The sequence below is a fragment of the Helicobacter labetoulli genome, from assembly GCF_003670275.1.
GTDB classification, from domain to species: Bacteria; Campylobacterota; Campylobacteria; order Campylobacterales; family Helicobacteraceae; genus Helicobacter_C; species Helicobacter_C labetoulli.
The window spans coordinates 1-16,159 of sequence record NZ_QXJF01000026.1 but is presented as its reverse complement, the minus strand read 5'-3'; the positions used below and the strand labels follow the sequence as shown (position 1 = coordinate 16,159).

Here is a 16,159-nt window from a genome sequence, read left to right as displayed (position 1 = left end):
TTAGGATATGAAACACAACCCAAACAATAGGCAAAAAGCAAAAGATGAAAAGATAGGAGTTGAAGAGCATTTTAGATGAGCCTTTTTTAGCAAAATTTTCTACCATTTGAATTTCCCACTTATTTTAGCCATAAAAAAACAACAAAGAGTTTTTGTTGTTTGAGAGAGTGGGTTTATAAGCTACCGAGAGTTTTGCCAATATTTTAGTATTACTTATTTTGTTTTTTTATGCGTTAAATGTGATATAATAAGTATTTTTACTACTTTTGATATACTGATTATGGAGTGTGTATGCGTGGCTGTGTGGTAAAGATTCTATGTTTGGTAAGTTTCACTTTTGGGACATTGTATGGCAAAAATACCTTGATTATGGCGGTTTCAAATAATATTGGTGTGATGAATCCTCAAGGCTATCACGGCAATGCGATGTTTGCACAAAATAGCATTTATGAAGGTTTGGTGAGTGTGGATAAAAAAGGCAATATTATCCCGCATTTGGCGACTTCTTGGCAGATAAGTAAGGATGGACTATCTTATACTTTTACTTTGCGTAAGGGGGTGAGATTTTCAAATGGCGAGGCGTTTAACGCTGATGCGGTGCTTATTAATTTTGAATCTATTCTCAAAAATAAAGTGCGTCATTCTTGGAGTGGTTTGGTGAGCCATATTGAATCTATAAAAAAGCTTGATGATTACAGTATAAAAATCACGCTTAAAGCCCCATATAGTCCAACGCTCAACGAGCTTGCAGTGGTGCGTCCTTTTAGATTCCTAGCTCCAAGTGCTTTTCCAAAAGATTTAGATTTGATTAAGCATAATCCAAAACCCATTGGCACAGGTGCGTATATGCTTGCAGATTCAAAGCTTGGCATAAGCGATACTTTGCAGAAAAATCCGCACTATTGGGATATAGAGCGATATAATGGAATCTATTATGATGAAATATTGCTCAAAGTCATTTTTGACCCAAACGCCAAACTAGCTGCCCTTAAAAGTGGGCAGATTGACTTGATTTATGGGAATGATCAAATTCCGCTTGAAATCTTTAAAAGTATGCAAAATAACACAAAGTTTGCTACTTATATGAGTTTGCCACTTTCTACCACTAGCCTTGTGTTTAACTCTAGCTCTCATAATCTCAACCTTGGGGATCGCACACTCAATCAAAAGCTACGCAAAGGTTTAGCCTCTATGATTGATAAACAAAGGCTTGTTTTGGCAGTCTATGGTGGATTGCAAGATTCTGCACAATGTCTAATGAGCTGTGAATATCAAGGCAAAAAGCCCTTGCAAAGCGATATGGCAGATTCTAAAGTATTTGTGCTTACACTTTTTAATGAGCAGGACAATACTTTAAATGGCATAAATCCTGCCACGCTACAGAATCTGTGTCAAAGAGGGCTTGAGATTCTCTTCAGTGGGGATAATCCAGCACATAAAATGATGGCTGAAATAGTGCAAAGTGATTTGCAAAAAGCGGGGGTAAAAGTGCGTCTAAGGGCGAGTGAGCCAAGTATGTATCGCAATGCGTTGCTTAAGGGGCAGTTTGATTTGGCATTTGGAGAGACTTGGGGTACGCCATATGAGCCTTTGAGTGTGCTGTATTCTATGCTTGTGCCCGGACATATTGATTTTTCCGCACAATCGGGACTAGAGAATAAACCTTTACTTGAAAAAGCTCTGCGTGATGTGATTGCCACTAATGTAGAATCTAAGGATTTTAAGAATAAGCTAAGTAAAGCATTAGAAATGCTTGAAGAAAGTGGCGTGTATTTGCCGCTCACATTGCAAAAAAATAAGGCTATCGCACATAGAAAAATTAAGGGCATACAAATGGGGGTTGTGGGCTATGAAGTGCCATTTTGGGAGATGTATGAGTAGGGCAGGGCTATTTTGGATTATAAAAATGGGGGCATAAAGCGTGAAGTCAATTATTATTGCTAGAATCCTATGGATTATTCCTATTGTGCTTATAAGCTCATTTGTGGCATTTTGCCTATTGCGTTTGGGTGGGAGCGATCCGGTGATGAGCTATATTTTGCAGTCAAATCTCCCCGCTACGCCTGAGCTGATAAATGAGCTAAAAAAGAGCTTTGGCTTAGATAAGAGTTTAATTGAGCAGTATATTTTATGGCTAGGTGATGCTTTATGGCTTGATTTTGGCGTTTCATATATGACCGGTAGAAGTGTGAGCGAAGACTTTTTACATTTTTTGCCTACGACTTTAATGCTTGTGTGTTGTGGCTTTGTGTTAAGCTTTGCTTGTTCCTTGCTGCTTGGGATTTTAAGTGCGTATTATCATAATAGGTTGTTAGATTCTGTAATAAGGATTTTTTGCTTTGTGGGTGTGAGTATGCCAAACTTTTGGCTTGCTTTTTTGCTTGTTTTGTTGTTTAGTGTTTATCTTGGGTGGTTGCCTGCTGTGGGAATGGAAGGGGCAAAGAGCTTTATTTTGCCAAGTGTGAGTATAGCGTTGATGTCTATGTGTATTAATGCTAGGCTTATTCGCTCAAATATGCTAGAAGTGCAGAAAGAAAGACATATTGTGTATGCTAAAATGCGGAATATTCGCGGTGTGAGGCTGCATATCGCTCATATTTTTTATAATGCGTTTTTGCCAATTTTAACCGCAATGGGTATGCACATAGGCGAATTGATTGGCGGGGCGATTGTGATTGAGAGTGTGTTTGCACTGCCGGGCATTGGGCTATATAGTATTCAAGGCATTGCCAATCACGATTATCCGGTGATTGAATGCTTTATTGTGGTGCTGTGTATATGCTTTGTAGTATGTAATGCAATAGTGGATATTCTCTATGCCTTGCTTGATCCACGCATTGCTAGAACTATGAAAGAGCAAAAAGGTAGGAATATTCTATGAAGGAGTTAAGCCTTTTAGGCAGGGTGGCTTTGTGTGGGGTGGGGCTTTTATGTATTATTGCTCTTTTTGCTCCATTGCTTGCACCTTATCCACCAAATATGCAGAATCTTGATTCAAGGTTACTTGCCGCGAGTTTTGAGCATATTTTAGGGACAGATTATTTGGGGAGGGATATTTTCTCTCGTTTGTTGTATGGGGCTAGAATCTCACTTGGCAGCACTTTTGTTATTTTGTTTTTGATTGTGGCTTTGGGTATTTGCATAGGGGGATTATGTGGCTTTTTGGGTGGAAGGCTTGATAGTATATGTATGCGGATTTGTGATATTTTTATGAGTGTGCCTACAATCGCACTTTCGTTGTTTATGGTTGGAATCTTAGGGGCTGGACTAGAGAATGTGATTTTGGCTATTGTTGCGACACATTGGGCGTGGTATGCAAGAATTGTGCGTGGCGTTGTCTTTAGCCTTAAAAATAAGGAATATATCCTTTTATCTTACACTTTTGGGGCAAGTGGATTTGAGCGATTTAGACGACATATTTTTACGCCTATTATGAGTCAATGCCTTGTTTTAGCTAGTATGGATGTGGGGCATATTATGCTGCATATTGCGGGTTTGTCATTTTTGGGGCTTGGAGTGCAGCCGCCCAACGCGGAATGGGGTGTGATGATAAGTGAAGCAAAAGAGTATATGTGGGATTATCCGCATTTGATTTTGTATCCGGGGTTGGCGTTGTTTGTAAGTGTGGCGTTGTGTAATCTTTTGGGAGAGAGCTTGAGGGATAATCTTGGGGTAAAAGTGGGGCTTAATGATATAAAGGGTGTGGGTAAAGATTCACACAATATTCCTGCAAAAGAGTTGCAAAGCCTAAGTGTTGTGAATCTTGGTATTGCAAGAAAGGATTATAAAAGGCAGGATTATAAAGGGCAAGATTCTTACACACCGCTTTTATCTTCCATAGATTTGGAGCTTAAGCGTGGAGAATGCGTAGCACTGCTAGGCAGAAGCGGCAGTGGCAAGTCGCTTATTGCCTATGCGTTGCAAAGCTTTCTTGCTGATAATCTCACTCAAACAAGCGGTGAAGTGCGTCTTAATGGAGTAGTGGTGAATCCTATCTCATATCGGGGCAGGGCATTTATAAGCATTATGCAAAATCCTAGAACCTGCTTTAATCCACTTCTAACACTCCACGCCCATTGCAAAGAGAGCTTAAAAGCCCTGAAAAAGCCTTATGACAAAGCATTTATTTTAGAGTGCTTTCAACAAGCTAGGCTAGATTCAAAATATTTAGAATCTTATCCTTTTGAGCTTAGTGGTGGAATGCTACAAAGGGCAATGATAGCTCTAGCCTTGCTTACACAAGCACCTTTTATCATCGCTGATGAGCCTAGCAGTGATTTAGATAAAAGAAAAGCAGATGAGATTCTAAGCACCTTGAAAAATTTGCAAAAGCAAAAGTCTTTGGGGATTTTGCTTATCACGCACGATTTGGAGGTGGTAGCACAAAATGCAGATTCTGTGAATGTCATCTCTCAGGGTAAAATCATTGAAAAAGGCAAGATTCAAAGAGATGAGAGCGGATACAAAAAACTAATTCTGCAGGGTAACACAGGCGACTTTATAAGCTCCCCGCAAAGCCCAACACTCAAACGCTTAGATAGAATCTTAGCTCAAGGTATTAAAGCCATATCGCATAAGAATCATAAGAATCTGCTGCAAGGGGAATTATGCTAGAGCTAGAAAATGTATCTTTTTATCATCGCACCTATCGTTTGTTTTCTAAGAGTGAAAAGCAGATTCTGTGGCATATTTCTTTGCGGATTGAGAAAGCCAAAAGCTATGCGATTATGGGGAGTAGCGGCTGTGGAAAAAGCACATTAGCACAAGTAATGTGTGGAATCTTGCAGCCTAGTATTGATGAGCTAGGACAGGTAGGACAAGTGCGTTTTAATGGAGCAAGGCTTAATCTTAGCTCACTTGCTCAAAGGCGGAGTTTTTACTCACAAGTGCAAATGCTCTTTCAAGATTCTCTTTCTAGTTTGAATCCGCGTTTTAGCTGCTATGAAAATATATTAGAACCGCTTTTGTATCTTGGGGCAGGGCGGACAAAAGAGCAGATTCAAATCCATATAGAAAGGCTATACCAAAAGCTAAGTTTGCCCAAAGAGATTTTAGATAAAAGTGTAGCGATGATTTCAGGTGGGGAAGCACAGAGAATCTGCCTTATCCGTGCTTTGTTGCTTGAGCCTAGAATCTTAATTTTAGATGAGAGCTTATCAGGGCTTGATTATGAGCTATGTGATGAAGTGCTAGAGTTTTTGCGGGAATGGCAGGAGCAAAGTGGAGCGGGTGTTGTGCTTATTACCCACGATGAGAGTGTGGCATTAAGATTTTGTGAAAAAGTATATGTGTTAGAGCAGGGCAAACTGATATAATAAAGCCCCTTATTTGCTCTTTAATGCTTTTCTCCAAAGATATGTGAAAGTTTCATCTTGTAGGATTTGCTCCCTTATGTATCAAAGAGTAGAATCTATGCCTTGTATATTTTGTCTTGCACACGCACCACTGATTGTAAATCCATAGCTCCTATGTCTTTTTTCAGCATAAACATAAACCGATATGTTTTTTAGTAAGTTTAAGTGCAGTATTTTTATAATGTGTGAAAACTCTTATAAACCTTTAAGCTATAAGATTCTATTCAAAATAGCTTAGAATCTTATAGCCGCCCTCTTTTAAGTATTTATCCTTTTGCATAAGTTTTAAATCACTTTGCATCATATCTTTTACTAGAGCATTTAAGTCATATTCGGGAATCCACCCGAGCTTCTCTCTCGCCTTGCTCGCATCGCCGATGAGTAAATCCACTTCGGTTGGGCGGAAGTAGCGTTCATCTACACACACCACTTCTTTGCCAAGCTCTAGCTTAAACTCCCCATTACACGCCCTGATATAGCCCTTTTCATTCACACATTCGCCGCGGAATTCCACTTCAATACCAAGCTCATTAAATGCCATTTTAACAAAGTCTCGCACTTCAGTGGTAACGCCTGTGGCAATAACCCAATCTTCAGCTTTTTGTGCCTGTAAAATCATCCACATCATACGCACATAATCCTTTGCGTGTCCCCAATCGCGCTTTGCACTTAGATTCCCTAAATACAGCTTATCTTGTAGTCCTAGGGCGATTTTTGCTACTGCACGAGTGATTTTTCTTGTTACAAAAGTCTCGCCGCGTATGGGGCTTTCGTGGTTAAATAAGATTCCATTACTTGCAAAAATATTATATGCCTCTCTGTAATTGACTGTTATCCAATACGCATAGAGCTTTGCACACGCATAGGGGGAGCGAGGATAAAAGGGCGTTTTCTCACTTTGTGGAATCTCCTGCACTAGTCCATAAAGCTCACTTGTAGAAGCCTGATAGATTTTGCTTTTTTCAGTTAGCCCAAGTAGTCTAACTGCTTCTAAGATTCTAAGTGTGCCTATGCCATCGGCATTAGCGGTGTATTCTGGCGTTTCAAAACTTACCGCTACATGGCTCATTGCCGCAAGATTATAAATCTCATCGGGTTTTGTATCAGCAATAATGCGTGTGAGATTCATAGAATCTGTTAAATCCCCATAGTGTAGGAAAAAGTTACGATTATCAATGTGTGGATCTTGGTAGAGATGATCTATTCTATCAGTGTTAAAAAGTGAGCTTCGGCGTTTTATGCCGTGCACCTCATAACCTTTTTTGAGTAAAAACTCTGCTAAGTATGCTCCATCTTGTCCGGTAATCCCTGTGATTAATGCTCTTTTCATCGCTATCCTTTATTGTAAATTGTCGCGTATTGTAGGGAAGTTTGGCTTAAATCATTATTTTTTCAACGCTATATGTAAAAAAACATAGATGTGATTTTGAGATTCAAAGATATGTAAAATGCTAGGATAAATCTGCGTATCTTTGAGTAAAAATCGCTCATCTTCATCAGTGCTAAAGTAATATGGCTTAGAATCTAGCAAAGCACAAAGCATATCATATCGCACACGCAGGGCTTTTAAGTCATTTTTTAAAAGCAAGGTATCCTGCGGCGATATGCTTTGAATCTTTTCGCACAACATAATGCTTAGATTCTTAAGCTGTAAAAAATGCTTTTGTAAAGTGTCAAATTGCTGCAAAATAGAGGCTGGGTAGCGTTTGTTATTATCTTTATTTTTGCGGATAAGGAGTGAAAGCTCATCAAAGTTGCGTATAAGCTGATTTTGCCCTTGCAGAATATGTTGTTTGTTTTGCTCTAAATCAAGTGTAAGTGTGCTTAAGCTTTGCAGGGTGCTTTTAAGCTTGGGAATAAGCTCATCAGCACTATATCGTGGATAGATGATTTTAGCAGTCAAAAAGGCGATGAGAAATCCAAATAAAATATCCCCAAAACGATATAAAATAAGCTCAATAAAATTATCATCTACAAGGGCAAACATCAGCACAAGCTCAAGCATAAGCACCAAAGACCATAGCATAAAAGGATAGGATTTAAAATAAATCACCAAAAAAAGATTGATAACAAAAATGACATAAAGCCAAGTATGTCCAAAACCAAACACGACTAAAAGCACGCCTAGCACAAGCCCCATAAAACTCCCAAGGATAGAATCTTTACCTAAAGTTTTAATGGTGTCTATATTTTGATTCATCATTGTCATTACCCCAAGGGCAATCCACGCGCCGTGATTGATATGAAAAAATTGTGCGATAAACATTGCAATACTCATTGCACTTGCATAAGTAATACCATAGAAGAATGGCAATGGATTTGTCTTAAGCTCTTGATACATACTTTGAAGTGTTTTTGTTTTAGTATTTTCTACAAAGGCTTGGGACTGCAATGATGAAAGACGCGTGAAAGATTCTATTTTTGAGTAAAAAATCTTTAAAGCATTTAAGAATTGAGTATCTTGTATATCTTGAGAGGCTTTAAGGAATGAGGCTTTGCTGATATTTGGCTTTTTCCCAAAAAAGATAGAGCTAAGTTCGCGGAGATTTTGAGTGATTTCATCACGCAGATTGTGGAGCAGGGCAGAATCGTGTTGTTTAAAATAATCGTGCAGTATATCAAGTGTGTAGCAGACAGATTCAAGCTTGTAGAGATAAAATAGGGCGCGTTTGTGGTTTTTGATGGAATGTGTATCTTTGATTTTGGCTGATTGTGAGGTAAGTTTGCTTTTTAACAGGGGGAGATGATTAATAAAAATGGATTGAAACAATGAGTAGTCCTTGCTTCCAATGGATTTACTCATATTGGCAAGGTGCATAAGGATAAGCACAAACTGCACTTGGATAAAGCGTCCATATTCCCCAAAAGATACAAAAAGCCTAACAAATATACTGACACTTCCGCCGATAAAAGCCGCTAAAACACTATGCCATAAAGGCACATCTAAATGTGAGCTTACATAAATGGTTGCTACCAATGCATTCACTAAAGCAAGATTCAGCACCTTTGGCAAATCGCTATCATAGACTTCGCTCACTCCAATACTAAAAGCAAGAATAGATGAAAGTAAAATAAGCCACAAGCTTTCATCAAATATGCCAAAAGTAGGTATAAGTGTGCATACAAAGGCTACAAATAGCACAAGATATTTCCAATCCATATCTTTATTGCTCTTAAAACCATTAAGAAAAAACACATACATTGCCATCATTACAGACCAAATAAGCACATCTGCACCGAGCAAAAAATAGCAAATCGCCCCACTAATGCTTAGGGCAATCATTGCTTTTATAGAATAGATAAGTCCAAAATATCCTGCATCATAGACATAAATAAAGCGTCTAAAGATGAGATTATGTAAGGCTTTTAGCATAATTATTTTGCGTAATAATCTCCACTCGCACCGATACATTGCTGTGTGCAAGATCCATTAGTGCAAATTGTGCGACATTCAACACTTTGAAAATTCCCCACAGGCTGCTTTTTACTACTACACGCACTTAAAGTAATGCTCACCATCAACGCACACATAAGCAATGTGATATTCGTTTTAAGCTTCATACAAAACTCCTTCATTTTTTAGATTTATCAAGCATTTTTAATGCCATTTTTGCTTAGGATTTACATAAAATAGTATAGAATCTAGCAGATTCTAAGATTTAACAAAGCAAGGAGAGTTTATGTCTTGTGATATGTCAAAGCCACCAAGATTAAGTGCGGAGCTATTAAAAAAGATTTTTGTCGCTGCAAGTATCCGCCGATGGAATGATCACGCTACACCTGTGGAGTTTGTAGAGCTTGATAAACAAGCCCATAAGATAGTCATTGCTTATCTTTTAGCAAAATATGAGGAATATGTGCGTGGAGTGAGCATAGATTGGGAGGCATTAATTTTGCAATTTTGTTTTGAGTTTTTTGAACGCATTGTGCTAACAGACATTAAGCCTCCAGTGTTTCACAAGCTCCAACAATCCCATAATAAAGAGCTTGTAGAATTTGTGTGCAATCAATTAGAATCTGAACTCAAAGTGTATGAGTTTTTCCCACAAATGAAAGAATATCTCACAAGTAATAAAAGCAACATTGAAGCTCAGATTCTAAAAGCTTCTCATTATTATGCGTCTAAATGGGAGTTTGATATTATTTATCATTTTAATCCCTATATGTATGATGTGCAAAATATCCGCAATATCATCAATAAGCAAGTGGAGGAGCATTATCATCTAGCAGGTATGCAGCACATTATGTTGTATGAAAATGTAAGAGAGCTTGTAACGATGTTTGGGCAGTTAAGGTTTCAAAAGCGTTGGAGTCAAACGCCTAGAATCCCAGCAACTTCTGTGCTAGGACACACGCTGATTGTAGCTTTGAGTGCGTATTTGGTAAGCTTTGATATAGGCTGTTGCAAACAAATGCGGATTAATCACTTTTTATGCGGATTGTTTCACGACTTGCCCGAGATTCTAACGCGTGATATTATCTCGCCTATTAAGCGAAGTGTGAAGGGGCTTGATGAGTTTATCAAAAAGATAGAAGAAGAGGCGGTGAATGAGAAGATTCTAGCTATTGTGCCGCCAAATATACAAGATGATATTTGTTATTTTACGCAAAATGAGTTTAGTAACCGCTACAAGATAGAGCATTTTTGCTATACCGCAGATGGAGAAAGCCTAATGCAAACTTATAATCAAGATGAGTTTAATGGCGTGTATGGGGAGTTTTTAAAGATTTTTGATAACTTAAGCGCGTATTTGGAGGCAAAGATTTCCATAAGCCACGGCATATCAAGCGATGATTTACTTAGTGGTGCAAAAGGCATTTATGATAAATGTGCTGATAAGGTGATGTGTGGCGTTGATGTGGGCAAACTCTTTAGGGATTTTGCATAAGTTTGTAGAATCTATAAGAATAGAATCCTAAGGTTAAATTTTTAAAATTGTGTTTAGAAATATGTAAGTCAAAATATTTTAGAATCTCGCGTTTAAGATTCTAAAATGAAAGGTAAGAAATGCAAGGATATGACAATATGCAATTAAGTTTATCTTTTGCCCCCCCGTTATTTTGCCCCCCCCCCGTTAAAAGTATAATTAAAATCTTTCAAGCTCCTTTAAATCCTCTAATATTCTTAGATTCTGCTAAAAGCACGACTTGGGCAAAACTCGTAAAAAAAGATAACATAGACTTCTACAAGGCAAAACAATGAAGCTTTGCATAGTGATTCCTGCTTATAATGAAGAGGCTGTGCTAAAACACACACATCAGGAGCTAAGTAAAGTGCTTACTAGGCTTGTAGCTCAAGGCAAAGTTTCGCCTAATAGTTTTTTGTGTTTTGTTGATGATGGGAGCAAGGATAGGACTTGGGAGATTTTATGCTCTTTAGGCAAAGATTCTGTAGGTATAGAATCTAAACAATGTAGTATTGCCACCAAAGCATTAAAACTTTCTTCCAATTGCGGACATCAAAACGCCCTTTTAGCAGGGCTAGAATATGTGGCGGATAAATGCGATTGTGCTATCAGTATAGATTGTGATTTACAAGATGATATTAGTGTATTTGATGAGTTTGTAGCAAAGGCAAAGGCAGGGGCTGAAGTCATTTTAGGCGTAAGAAAATCTCGCCAAAAAGATAGCTTGTTTAAAAAGCATACCGCAATTGGTTTTTATAGACTTATGGAGATTATGGGCGTAAAAATCACTTATAATCACGCTGATTATAGACTGCTCTCAAATAGGGCTATTCAAGCACTTTTGAGATTTAGTGAAGTGAATCTATTTTTGCGTGGCATTGTGCCTTTGCTTGGTTTCAAAACTGCGATAGTAGAGTATGATAGGCTAGAGCGTTTTGCTGGGGAGTCAAAGTATCCTTTAACCAAAATGCTATCTTTCGCGTGGAATGGCATAACAAGCTTTAGTGTCGTGCCATTAAGGCTTGTGAGTGTGCTAGGCATTGTGTTTTTTGTGCTTTCAATCGCACTTGGCTGTTATGCTCTTTTTGTGAAGCTTTTTACCGATGGCGTGGTGTATGGCTGGGCTTCTACGATTATTCCCTTATGCTTTTTTAGTGGAATTCAGCTTTTAAGTCTTGGGATTATTGGGGAGTATGTCGGCAAGATTTATGCAGAATCTAAGCGGCGACCGCGATATTTTATTGAAGAGGTGGTGTAGAATCTAGATTCTACAAACACCAATTCTTAATCCCAAGCCCACTTCCAGCAAAGCCCATAAAATTCCTAAAAATCAAGCTTTTCTCATTAAGCTCAACAATAAAGGTTATTTATCATTTCTCACGCTTCACGCCACACACATAAGGCATTTGGCACAAAACTTGACACACTTTCCAAAAAACACGATTCCTTAAATCAAAAATCGCAGAATAATATCACAAATTTTGCACTTTTTTACAAAAAAATCAAAATCCACGCCCTTTCAAAGACTAACATTTTTGCAAATTATTCCACACTCCACACTTCAAACCACTTTTAATCCACTCCACACACTATACACAAATCAACGCACTACACGACATTTCAAGCACAAGGCAAACCACAACCCCAAAGCCCAAAAACGCAGAATCGCATTTTTTGCATTTGCAATTTTTTTTTCACAAAATCCCAAATCTTTGCAAATTATTCCACAATCCACGCAAAACAAATCATTTTAAAAAGCAAAAAACAAAAACACCAAAATCGCCACTACTTCAAAATGTGGGAGGAGTGTGGGCGATGAAAAAGCAGTAAGGCAAATGTGGGGCGAGTGCAAAAAAAAGTCAAAAATGGCAAAGCAAGGGGCAAAAACAATTCAAATGTGGGTGAGAATACAAAAAATTAAAACAAAAAATCAATGTAAAAAAGCTAGTCAAAATGTGTGGAGCGGGGCAAATCACAAGCGGAGGCAGACTTTACCCATTTTGCTCTAACAAAGCTTTAAGCTCTTTTCTATGCTTAAGTAACACAAAAAGTATTCTTGCTTCACGCCACCTTTTAACCACACTTTTTATGATTAAAAAAGGTAAAAGAATAAAAAACAACATACCCACAAATAAGCCTTTTAAAGCTTCTGGTATAATAAAAATAGGGTCAAAAATAGCTCGTAACATACTCCCTATGGAATAATCCTTTATAATCTCGCTTTGCCTAATTAACTCATCTTCACTTAATTTAGGCTTGTATTTGCCTTTCTCTATCTTTTCAGAGTTCTCATCGTAACCACTAGCATTTAGAAAATCACAAACAAACTTTTCACTTAGCATTTGCTCTCCTTTGCCTTTAATAGCTCCGCATTCTCGTGTATGTTACCTAGCACTTCTAGGCACTCTAGCTTATTGTCTTTATAGCCATTGCTTCTATTATCATATATGCCTTGCAATCGTGTGCCACAATCTACTTGCAAATCCTTTTTTATGCTTGTATCCACAATATAGAATGTGTTTTTCTCAAACACTGCTACTAGCGGTCTTGTGTTTGAGTCATATTTTACTATATCCCCCTCATAAATCTTTATGCCCCTGCTATCATAGAATCCACTCCATAGCTCTATTTCACAATCATCAGGGCATTGCGGTTGGCTATCATAGTATGCGTGCAACACACTTTTAGTCTCGCCATTATCTTGCTGTGGGTTAGAAAAACCTATGCTTAGCTTCCAATCCTTACTTGCATAGATAAGGCTCTTTTCGCCTTTATCCCAAATTCTAAAATCAAAATCTGCTAGTTTCATTGCTCTTTCTCCTTAAACTTATTTACAAAGTCTTTATAATCTCTTACAAAATTCTCCCCTTGCAAGTTTGCATAAACGACCACTAAAGAATCTACATTATTTGTTTTATAAATGGCAAGGGAGAGTATCTTATACTCACCACCCTTAACCTTATGTGTATAAGTAAGATTCATCTTTTTTATTCAAAGGGCTTTTTAGTTTTGTGGGGGCTTGTAGAATCATTCTCTGTAAAAAAATCTCTATATTCTCTTAGTCCATCTTTACTCACCTGCATATAAAATTCCATTGCCTTTTCATCGTGCTTCCTTTGTGCTTCTAGCTTTGCAAGAATCTCATCTCTTTGCTTTCTTAACTCCCTATATTCTTTTAAGGTTAATAGCCCAACCCACCCTACAAATACACTGCATAAGCTCCCTACAATCACTAAGCCACTCATTTATATTCTCCCGCAAGATTTAAAGCCACTACAACGCCCAGCAAAAAGCCAAAGCAAGTAAATAGCATAATCACACCTTCCATTTTTAATCCCTTTTATTTTTTTAAGCATTATGATAGAATCTTTGCCATTGTAAAAAAAGGGTTAAAAATATTATGCAATGCTTTTAAGTGCTTTTGTTTCAGGCTTTGTTATAGGCTTTAGTGTGGCAAAATTGATAATAAAAGAATCTCACAAGCTTCTTAAACGCTCATATAAGGAATTACGCCTAGAGAAACAAGCCCTGCAATCTCAAATCGCCACTTTAGAATCTACTTTGCAAAAATCTCAAAGCTTAGGTAGTGTGGAAGAGCAAGGCTATATGCAAATTATAGAGAGTTTAAAGGAAAGTTGTGAGCGTAAAGATAGAGAGATACGCTCCTTACAAAAGCGATTAAATAGCTTCCGCTTTAATGCTTAGAGTAGAGATACTGAGATAAAATACCCAACGCCCAAGCCAAAGATAAAGCTTGCAATCATAGCAGTATAAAAAATCGCCCTTTCCGCCTTTTGCACCTGTGAATCTGTGTAGGTTTTCAAGTCTTTTTTTAAGTGTATTTTATAGTTGCCATAATCATCAATCACGCAATCACTGATAGGATAATACCCAACTTCTGCGTATTTTTGCACTTCTGCAACAAAACATTCTTTATTGCTTTTTTCTATTGTAGCAAAGGCTTCATTGCTATAGGTAGAACGCAAGATAATCACAGGTATAAATAAACGCAAGATAATCACAGCTATAAATAAGAGTAGAGTTATTACCATATCTATGTCTATTATCATACTCTATTACCTTCTTACTTATTTGTTAGAATCCGCTTCGCCTATGCTAAAAGCGGGGGCTTGTGGCTATTACTACAAGCGAGATTTATATCTTAGCAGTTTTCCTTATTAGAGTGTAGGGTTAAAATTTTGTGGTATAACGGCAAATATCCTTATAGCTTCTTAACACCTTAACCGATACTAGCTAAGGGAGATTATTACAAAACGCCTTTATGTTGTGCTAGATTGCATAAGGGAGAGACAGCTATAAGTTTTCTTTAAAAAAGTTCTGCTATAATCAGGTCTCATCAGCCAAACATAGCACTAAGCTAATAACTTAGAAGGGAAGCTGGGAGGCTGACTACTTTTTGAAAATTCTTGTAAGTGTTTCATCGTTAAGTATTCCCCTTTCAAAATACATATTTTTATAGCCTAGTTCATTTTGCTTCTTTCTTATTTGTTCTATCACTACCAAAAATCCATTATAACCTTACCTTAAGTTTTGCTATGTGCGTTAGATTGTAGTTTTGTAGAATCTTGTGGTATAATGTTCTCCTTGCTATATCTTATCCACTATCTTTTTACTTGTGATTTTAAAAATTTGTGCTAAAATGCCTCCATTTGTAAGTAAGCCCAAAGGAGTTGATTATGGACTATGCAAGAGAGCAGTTTGTGATAGCACAAGCTCAAACCGCAAGAAGCAAAGTCGCAAATATATTCCCCATTGACCCCATATTAGTAGCTAAGGCTTATGGCTTAGAGGTTTTTACTGCTTCACTACCCCGCGATGTATCAGGGCAGATTTTTTATAAAGAAAAAAAGATTTTTGTAGAAGCTACGGACTATATCACTAGGCAAGTTTTCAGTATAGCACACGAGATAGGACATTTTATATTACACAATGACGGCACGAGTCATACTAGCAAAAGAGACACTAGCTCAGCTTTGGGACTAGATGAAAAAGAGATAGAGGCTAACACTTTTGCTGCTAATCTCTTAATGCCACAAGATGAAGTGTTGCGACTTGCTGGCAATAAATATACCTTAGATTCTATGGCGAGTTATTTTGGTGTTTCATCGCTTGCTATGGAATACCGATTAAATAAATTAGGTATAGCTGTCTATGTCTAATCAAATTCCAGAGAATGCCACTCCGCAAACTAGTGCAAAAGACTTAGCAACAAACACGGCAAAACTAGATGAGATAAAATACCAAAATGAACTATCAAAGCAAAATATTAAAAAAGTAGAAAATGAAAAACTCCTTGATGATACCGAAGCATTAAAAGAAAATGCAAAGATTGTAAATGCTTTAGGCAAACGCCTTGTGTGGTTGTTTTTTGGTAAATACCAAATTAAGAAATTTAAAATCTACTTTATTTTCTTTTGGATAATTGCTTATGCGGGGTTAAATATTTATTTTTATGAGTGTTTTAACGAAAAAGCAGATTTTTACATATCTCTTATTAACAAAATAGGCTTATTTATCATTGTGTGCATTTTAGGTAAATTTTTAAAAGATAGCATAAGTAATATTATTGAGATATTCAAAAAATAGTTTTCACGCTATTGCGGTTCTTGTGGTATAATGCCCTTAGAGTTTAAAGGCAGAGTCTCGCCTTTTGTAAAATCGCTAGAGTTAATGGTCTTAGCCATTTCTCTTTCATCTTTATAAGCCGTAATAATCCATTTATTTTGTGTAGGTTCGCCTTTCCAATTTCCTTTTAATCCTACTTTAAAAATCTCACCATTTTCTTTTGTGTATTGTAAAGTTGCCCCTTTTTGTCGGTAAAAACAATGTCGCTAGAATCCACTTCATCAAAAATCCCTTTTTATGGAGGTGTTGTGG

The 16,159-nt window shown here is 37.4% G+C and carries 20 protein-coding genes and 1 pseudogene; 12 read left to right on the top strand and 9 right to left on the bottom strand.

Annotation, left to right across the window (positions count from 1 at the left end; translation table 11 throughout):
- Positions 1-291 precede the first annotated feature (291 nt).
- Genes nikA through EBF12_RS10735 form a run of 4 tightly spaced genes read left to right on the top strand, consistent with a single transcriptional unit; the run spans position 292 to position 5,315 of the window.
- A complete protein-coding gene (gene nikA, locus EBF12_RS10750; RefSeq protein WP_121727642.1) occupies positions 292-1,881 on the top strand; it encodes a nickel ABC transporter substrate-binding protein in 1,590 nt (529 codons plus the stop codon).
- 40 nt (positions 1,882-1,921) lie between these two features.
- A complete protein-coding gene (locus EBF12_RS10745) occupies positions 1,922-2,881 on the top strand; it encodes an ABC transporter permease subunit (RefSeq protein WP_244196527.1) in 960 nt (319 codons plus the stop codon).
- Positions 2,878-4,614 carry a nickel ABC transporter permease subunit NikC gene (gene nikC, locus EBF12_RS10740; protein ID WP_121727641.1) on the top strand — a complete coding sequence of 579 codons (1,737 nt, stop codon included), beginning with the start codon at positions 2,878-2,880 and terminating at the stop codon, positions 4,612-4,614. Before EBF12_RS10745 ends, nikC begins: the two co-directional genes overlap by 4 nt.
- Positions 4,608-5,315, top strand: coding sequence for an ABC transporter ATP-binding protein (locus tag EBF12_RS10735; RefSeq protein ID WP_121727640.1), 708 nt, complete (start codon positions 4,608-4,610; stop codon positions 5,313-5,315). Before nikC ends, EBF12_RS10735 begins: the two co-directional genes overlap by 7 nt.
- Positions 5,316-5,574: 259 nt before the next feature.
- Here the strand turns inward: EBF12_RS10735 and gmd are convergent, their stop codons facing one another.
- From gmd to EBF12_RS10720, 3 genes are read right to left on the bottom strand one after another with little or no spacing between them, the layout of a single operon-like run.
- Positions 5,575-6,684 carry a GDP-mannose 4,6-dehydratase gene (gene gmd / locus EBF12_RS10730; RefSeq protein ID WP_121727639.1) on the bottom strand — a complete coding sequence of 370 codons (1,110 nt, stop codon included), beginning with the start codon at positions 6,682-6,684 and terminating at the stop codon, positions 5,575-5,577.
- Positions 6,685-6,738: 54 nt separating this feature from the next.
- Positions 6,739-8,727 carry an FUSC family protein gene (locus tag EBF12_RS10725; protein WP_121727638.1) on the bottom strand — a complete coding sequence of 663 codons (1,989 nt, stop codon included), beginning with the start codon at positions 8,725-8,727 and terminating at the stop codon, positions 6,739-6,741.
- 2 nt (positions 8,728-8,729) lie between these two features.
- On the bottom strand, positions 8,730-8,915 hold the full coding sequence (locus tag EBF12_RS10720) for a hypothetical protein (RefSeq protein ID WP_121727637.1): 186 nt from the start codon (positions 8,913-8,915) through the stop codon (positions 8,730-8,732).
- A 119-nt stretch (positions 8,916-9,034) separates the two neighbouring features.
- Between EBF12_RS10720 and EBF12_RS10715 the strand changes: the two genes are divergently transcribed.
- The 5 genes from EBF12_RS10715 (at position 9,035) to EBF12_RS10695 (ending at position 12,270) form a co-directional block, all read left to right on the top strand.
- A complete protein-coding gene (locus tag EBF12_RS10715) occupies positions 9,035-10,243 on the top strand; it encodes an HD domain-containing protein (protein ID WP_121727636.1) in 1,209 nt (402 codons plus the stop codon).
- A gap of 137 nt (positions 10,244-10,380) precedes the next feature.
- On the top strand, positions 10,381-10,557 hold the full coding sequence (locus EBF12_RS10710; protein WP_157979114.1) for a hypothetical protein: 177 nt from the start codon (positions 10,381-10,383) through the stop codon (positions 10,555-10,557).
- A complete protein-coding gene (locus tag EBF12_RS10705) occupies positions 10,554-11,519 on the top strand; it encodes a glycosyltransferase family 2 protein (protein ID WP_121727634.1) in 966 nt (321 codons plus the stop codon). The genes EBF12_RS10710 and EBF12_RS10705 overlap by 4 nt, the downstream gene beginning before the upstream one ends.
- A 277-nt stretch (positions 11,520-11,796) precedes the next feature.
- Complete coding sequence (locus EBF12_RS10700) at positions 11,797-12,015, top strand: hypothetical protein (RefSeq protein WP_121727633.1); 219 nt, start codon at positions 11,797-11,799, stop codon at positions 12,013-12,015.
- Positions 12,016-12,069: 54 nt separating this feature from the next.
- On the top strand, positions 12,070-12,270 hold the full coding sequence (locus EBF12_RS10695) for a hypothetical protein (RefSeq protein ID WP_121727632.1): 201 nt from the start codon (positions 12,070-12,072) through the stop codon (positions 12,268-12,270).
- On the opposite strand, the gene EBF12_RS10690 is transcribed toward EBF12_RS10695, so the two are convergent.
- The 4 genes from EBF12_RS10690 to EBF12_RS10675 are packed head-to-tail and all read right to left on the bottom strand — an operon-like array spanning position 12,253 to position 13,506.
- Entirely contained in the window at positions 12,253-12,603 is a 351-nt protein-coding gene (locus EBF12_RS10690; protein WP_121727631.1) for a hypothetical protein, read from the bottom strand. The two genes, EBF12_RS10695 and EBF12_RS10690, sit on opposite strands and share 18 nt — an antisense overlap.
- Positions 12,597-13,070, bottom strand: coding sequence for a YopX family protein (locus tag EBF12_RS10685; RefSeq protein WP_121727630.1), 474 nt, complete (start codon positions 13,068-13,070; stop codon positions 12,597-12,599). Before EBF12_RS10685 ends, EBF12_RS10690 begins: the two co-directional genes overlap by 7 nt.
- Positions 13,067-13,243 carry a DUF1653 domain-containing protein gene (locus EBF12_RS10680; protein ID WP_121727629.1) on the bottom strand — a complete coding sequence of 59 codons (177 nt, stop codon included), beginning with the start codon at positions 13,241-13,243 and terminating at the stop codon, positions 13,067-13,069. Before EBF12_RS10680 ends, EBF12_RS10685 begins: the two co-directional genes overlap by 4 nt.
- Before the next feature lie 5 nt (positions 13,244-13,248).
- Positions 13,249-13,506, bottom strand: a complete 258-nt coding sequence (locus EBF12_RS10675) for a hypothetical protein (protein ID WP_121727628.1) — start codon at positions 13,504-13,506, stop codon at positions 13,249-13,251.
- 205 nt (positions 13,507-13,711) lie between these two features.
- On the opposite strand from EBF12_RS10675, the gene EBF12_RS10670 reads away from it, so the two are divergent.
- Positions 13,712-13,966, top strand: a complete 255-nt coding sequence (locus EBF12_RS10670; RefSeq protein WP_157979113.1) for a hypothetical protein — start codon at positions 13,712-13,714, stop codon at positions 13,964-13,966.
- Here EBF12_RS10670 and EBF12_RS10665 read toward each other — a convergent pair.
- On the bottom strand, positions 13,963-14,331 hold the full coding sequence (locus EBF12_RS10665) for a hypothetical protein (RefSeq protein ID WP_244196526.1): 369 nt from the start codon (positions 14,329-14,331) through the stop codon (positions 13,963-13,965). The genes EBF12_RS10670 and EBF12_RS10665 overlap by 4 nt on opposite strands.
- A 627-nt stretch (positions 14,332-14,958) precedes the next feature.
- Between EBF12_RS10665 and EBF12_RS10660 the strand changes: the two genes are divergently transcribed.
- Entirely contained in the window at positions 14,959-15,441 is a 483-nt protein-coding gene (locus EBF12_RS10660; RefSeq protein WP_121727626.1) for an ImmA/IrrE family metallo-endopeptidase, read from the top strand.
- A complete protein-coding gene (locus EBF12_RS10655) occupies positions 15,434-15,868 on the top strand; it encodes a hypothetical protein (protein WP_121727625.1) in 435 nt (144 codons plus the stop codon). Before EBF12_RS10660 ends, EBF12_RS10655 begins: the two co-directional genes overlap by 8 nt.
- An 8-nt stretch (positions 15,869-15,876) precedes the next feature.
- On the opposite strand, the pseudogene EBF12_RS10650 reads toward EBF12_RS10655, so the two are convergent.
- Positions 15,877-16,083: pseudogene (locus EBF12_RS10650) on the bottom strand (putative barnase/colicin E5 family endoribonuclease); the annotation flags it as partial.
- Between the last annotated feature and the right edge of the window lie 76 nt (positions 16,084-16,159).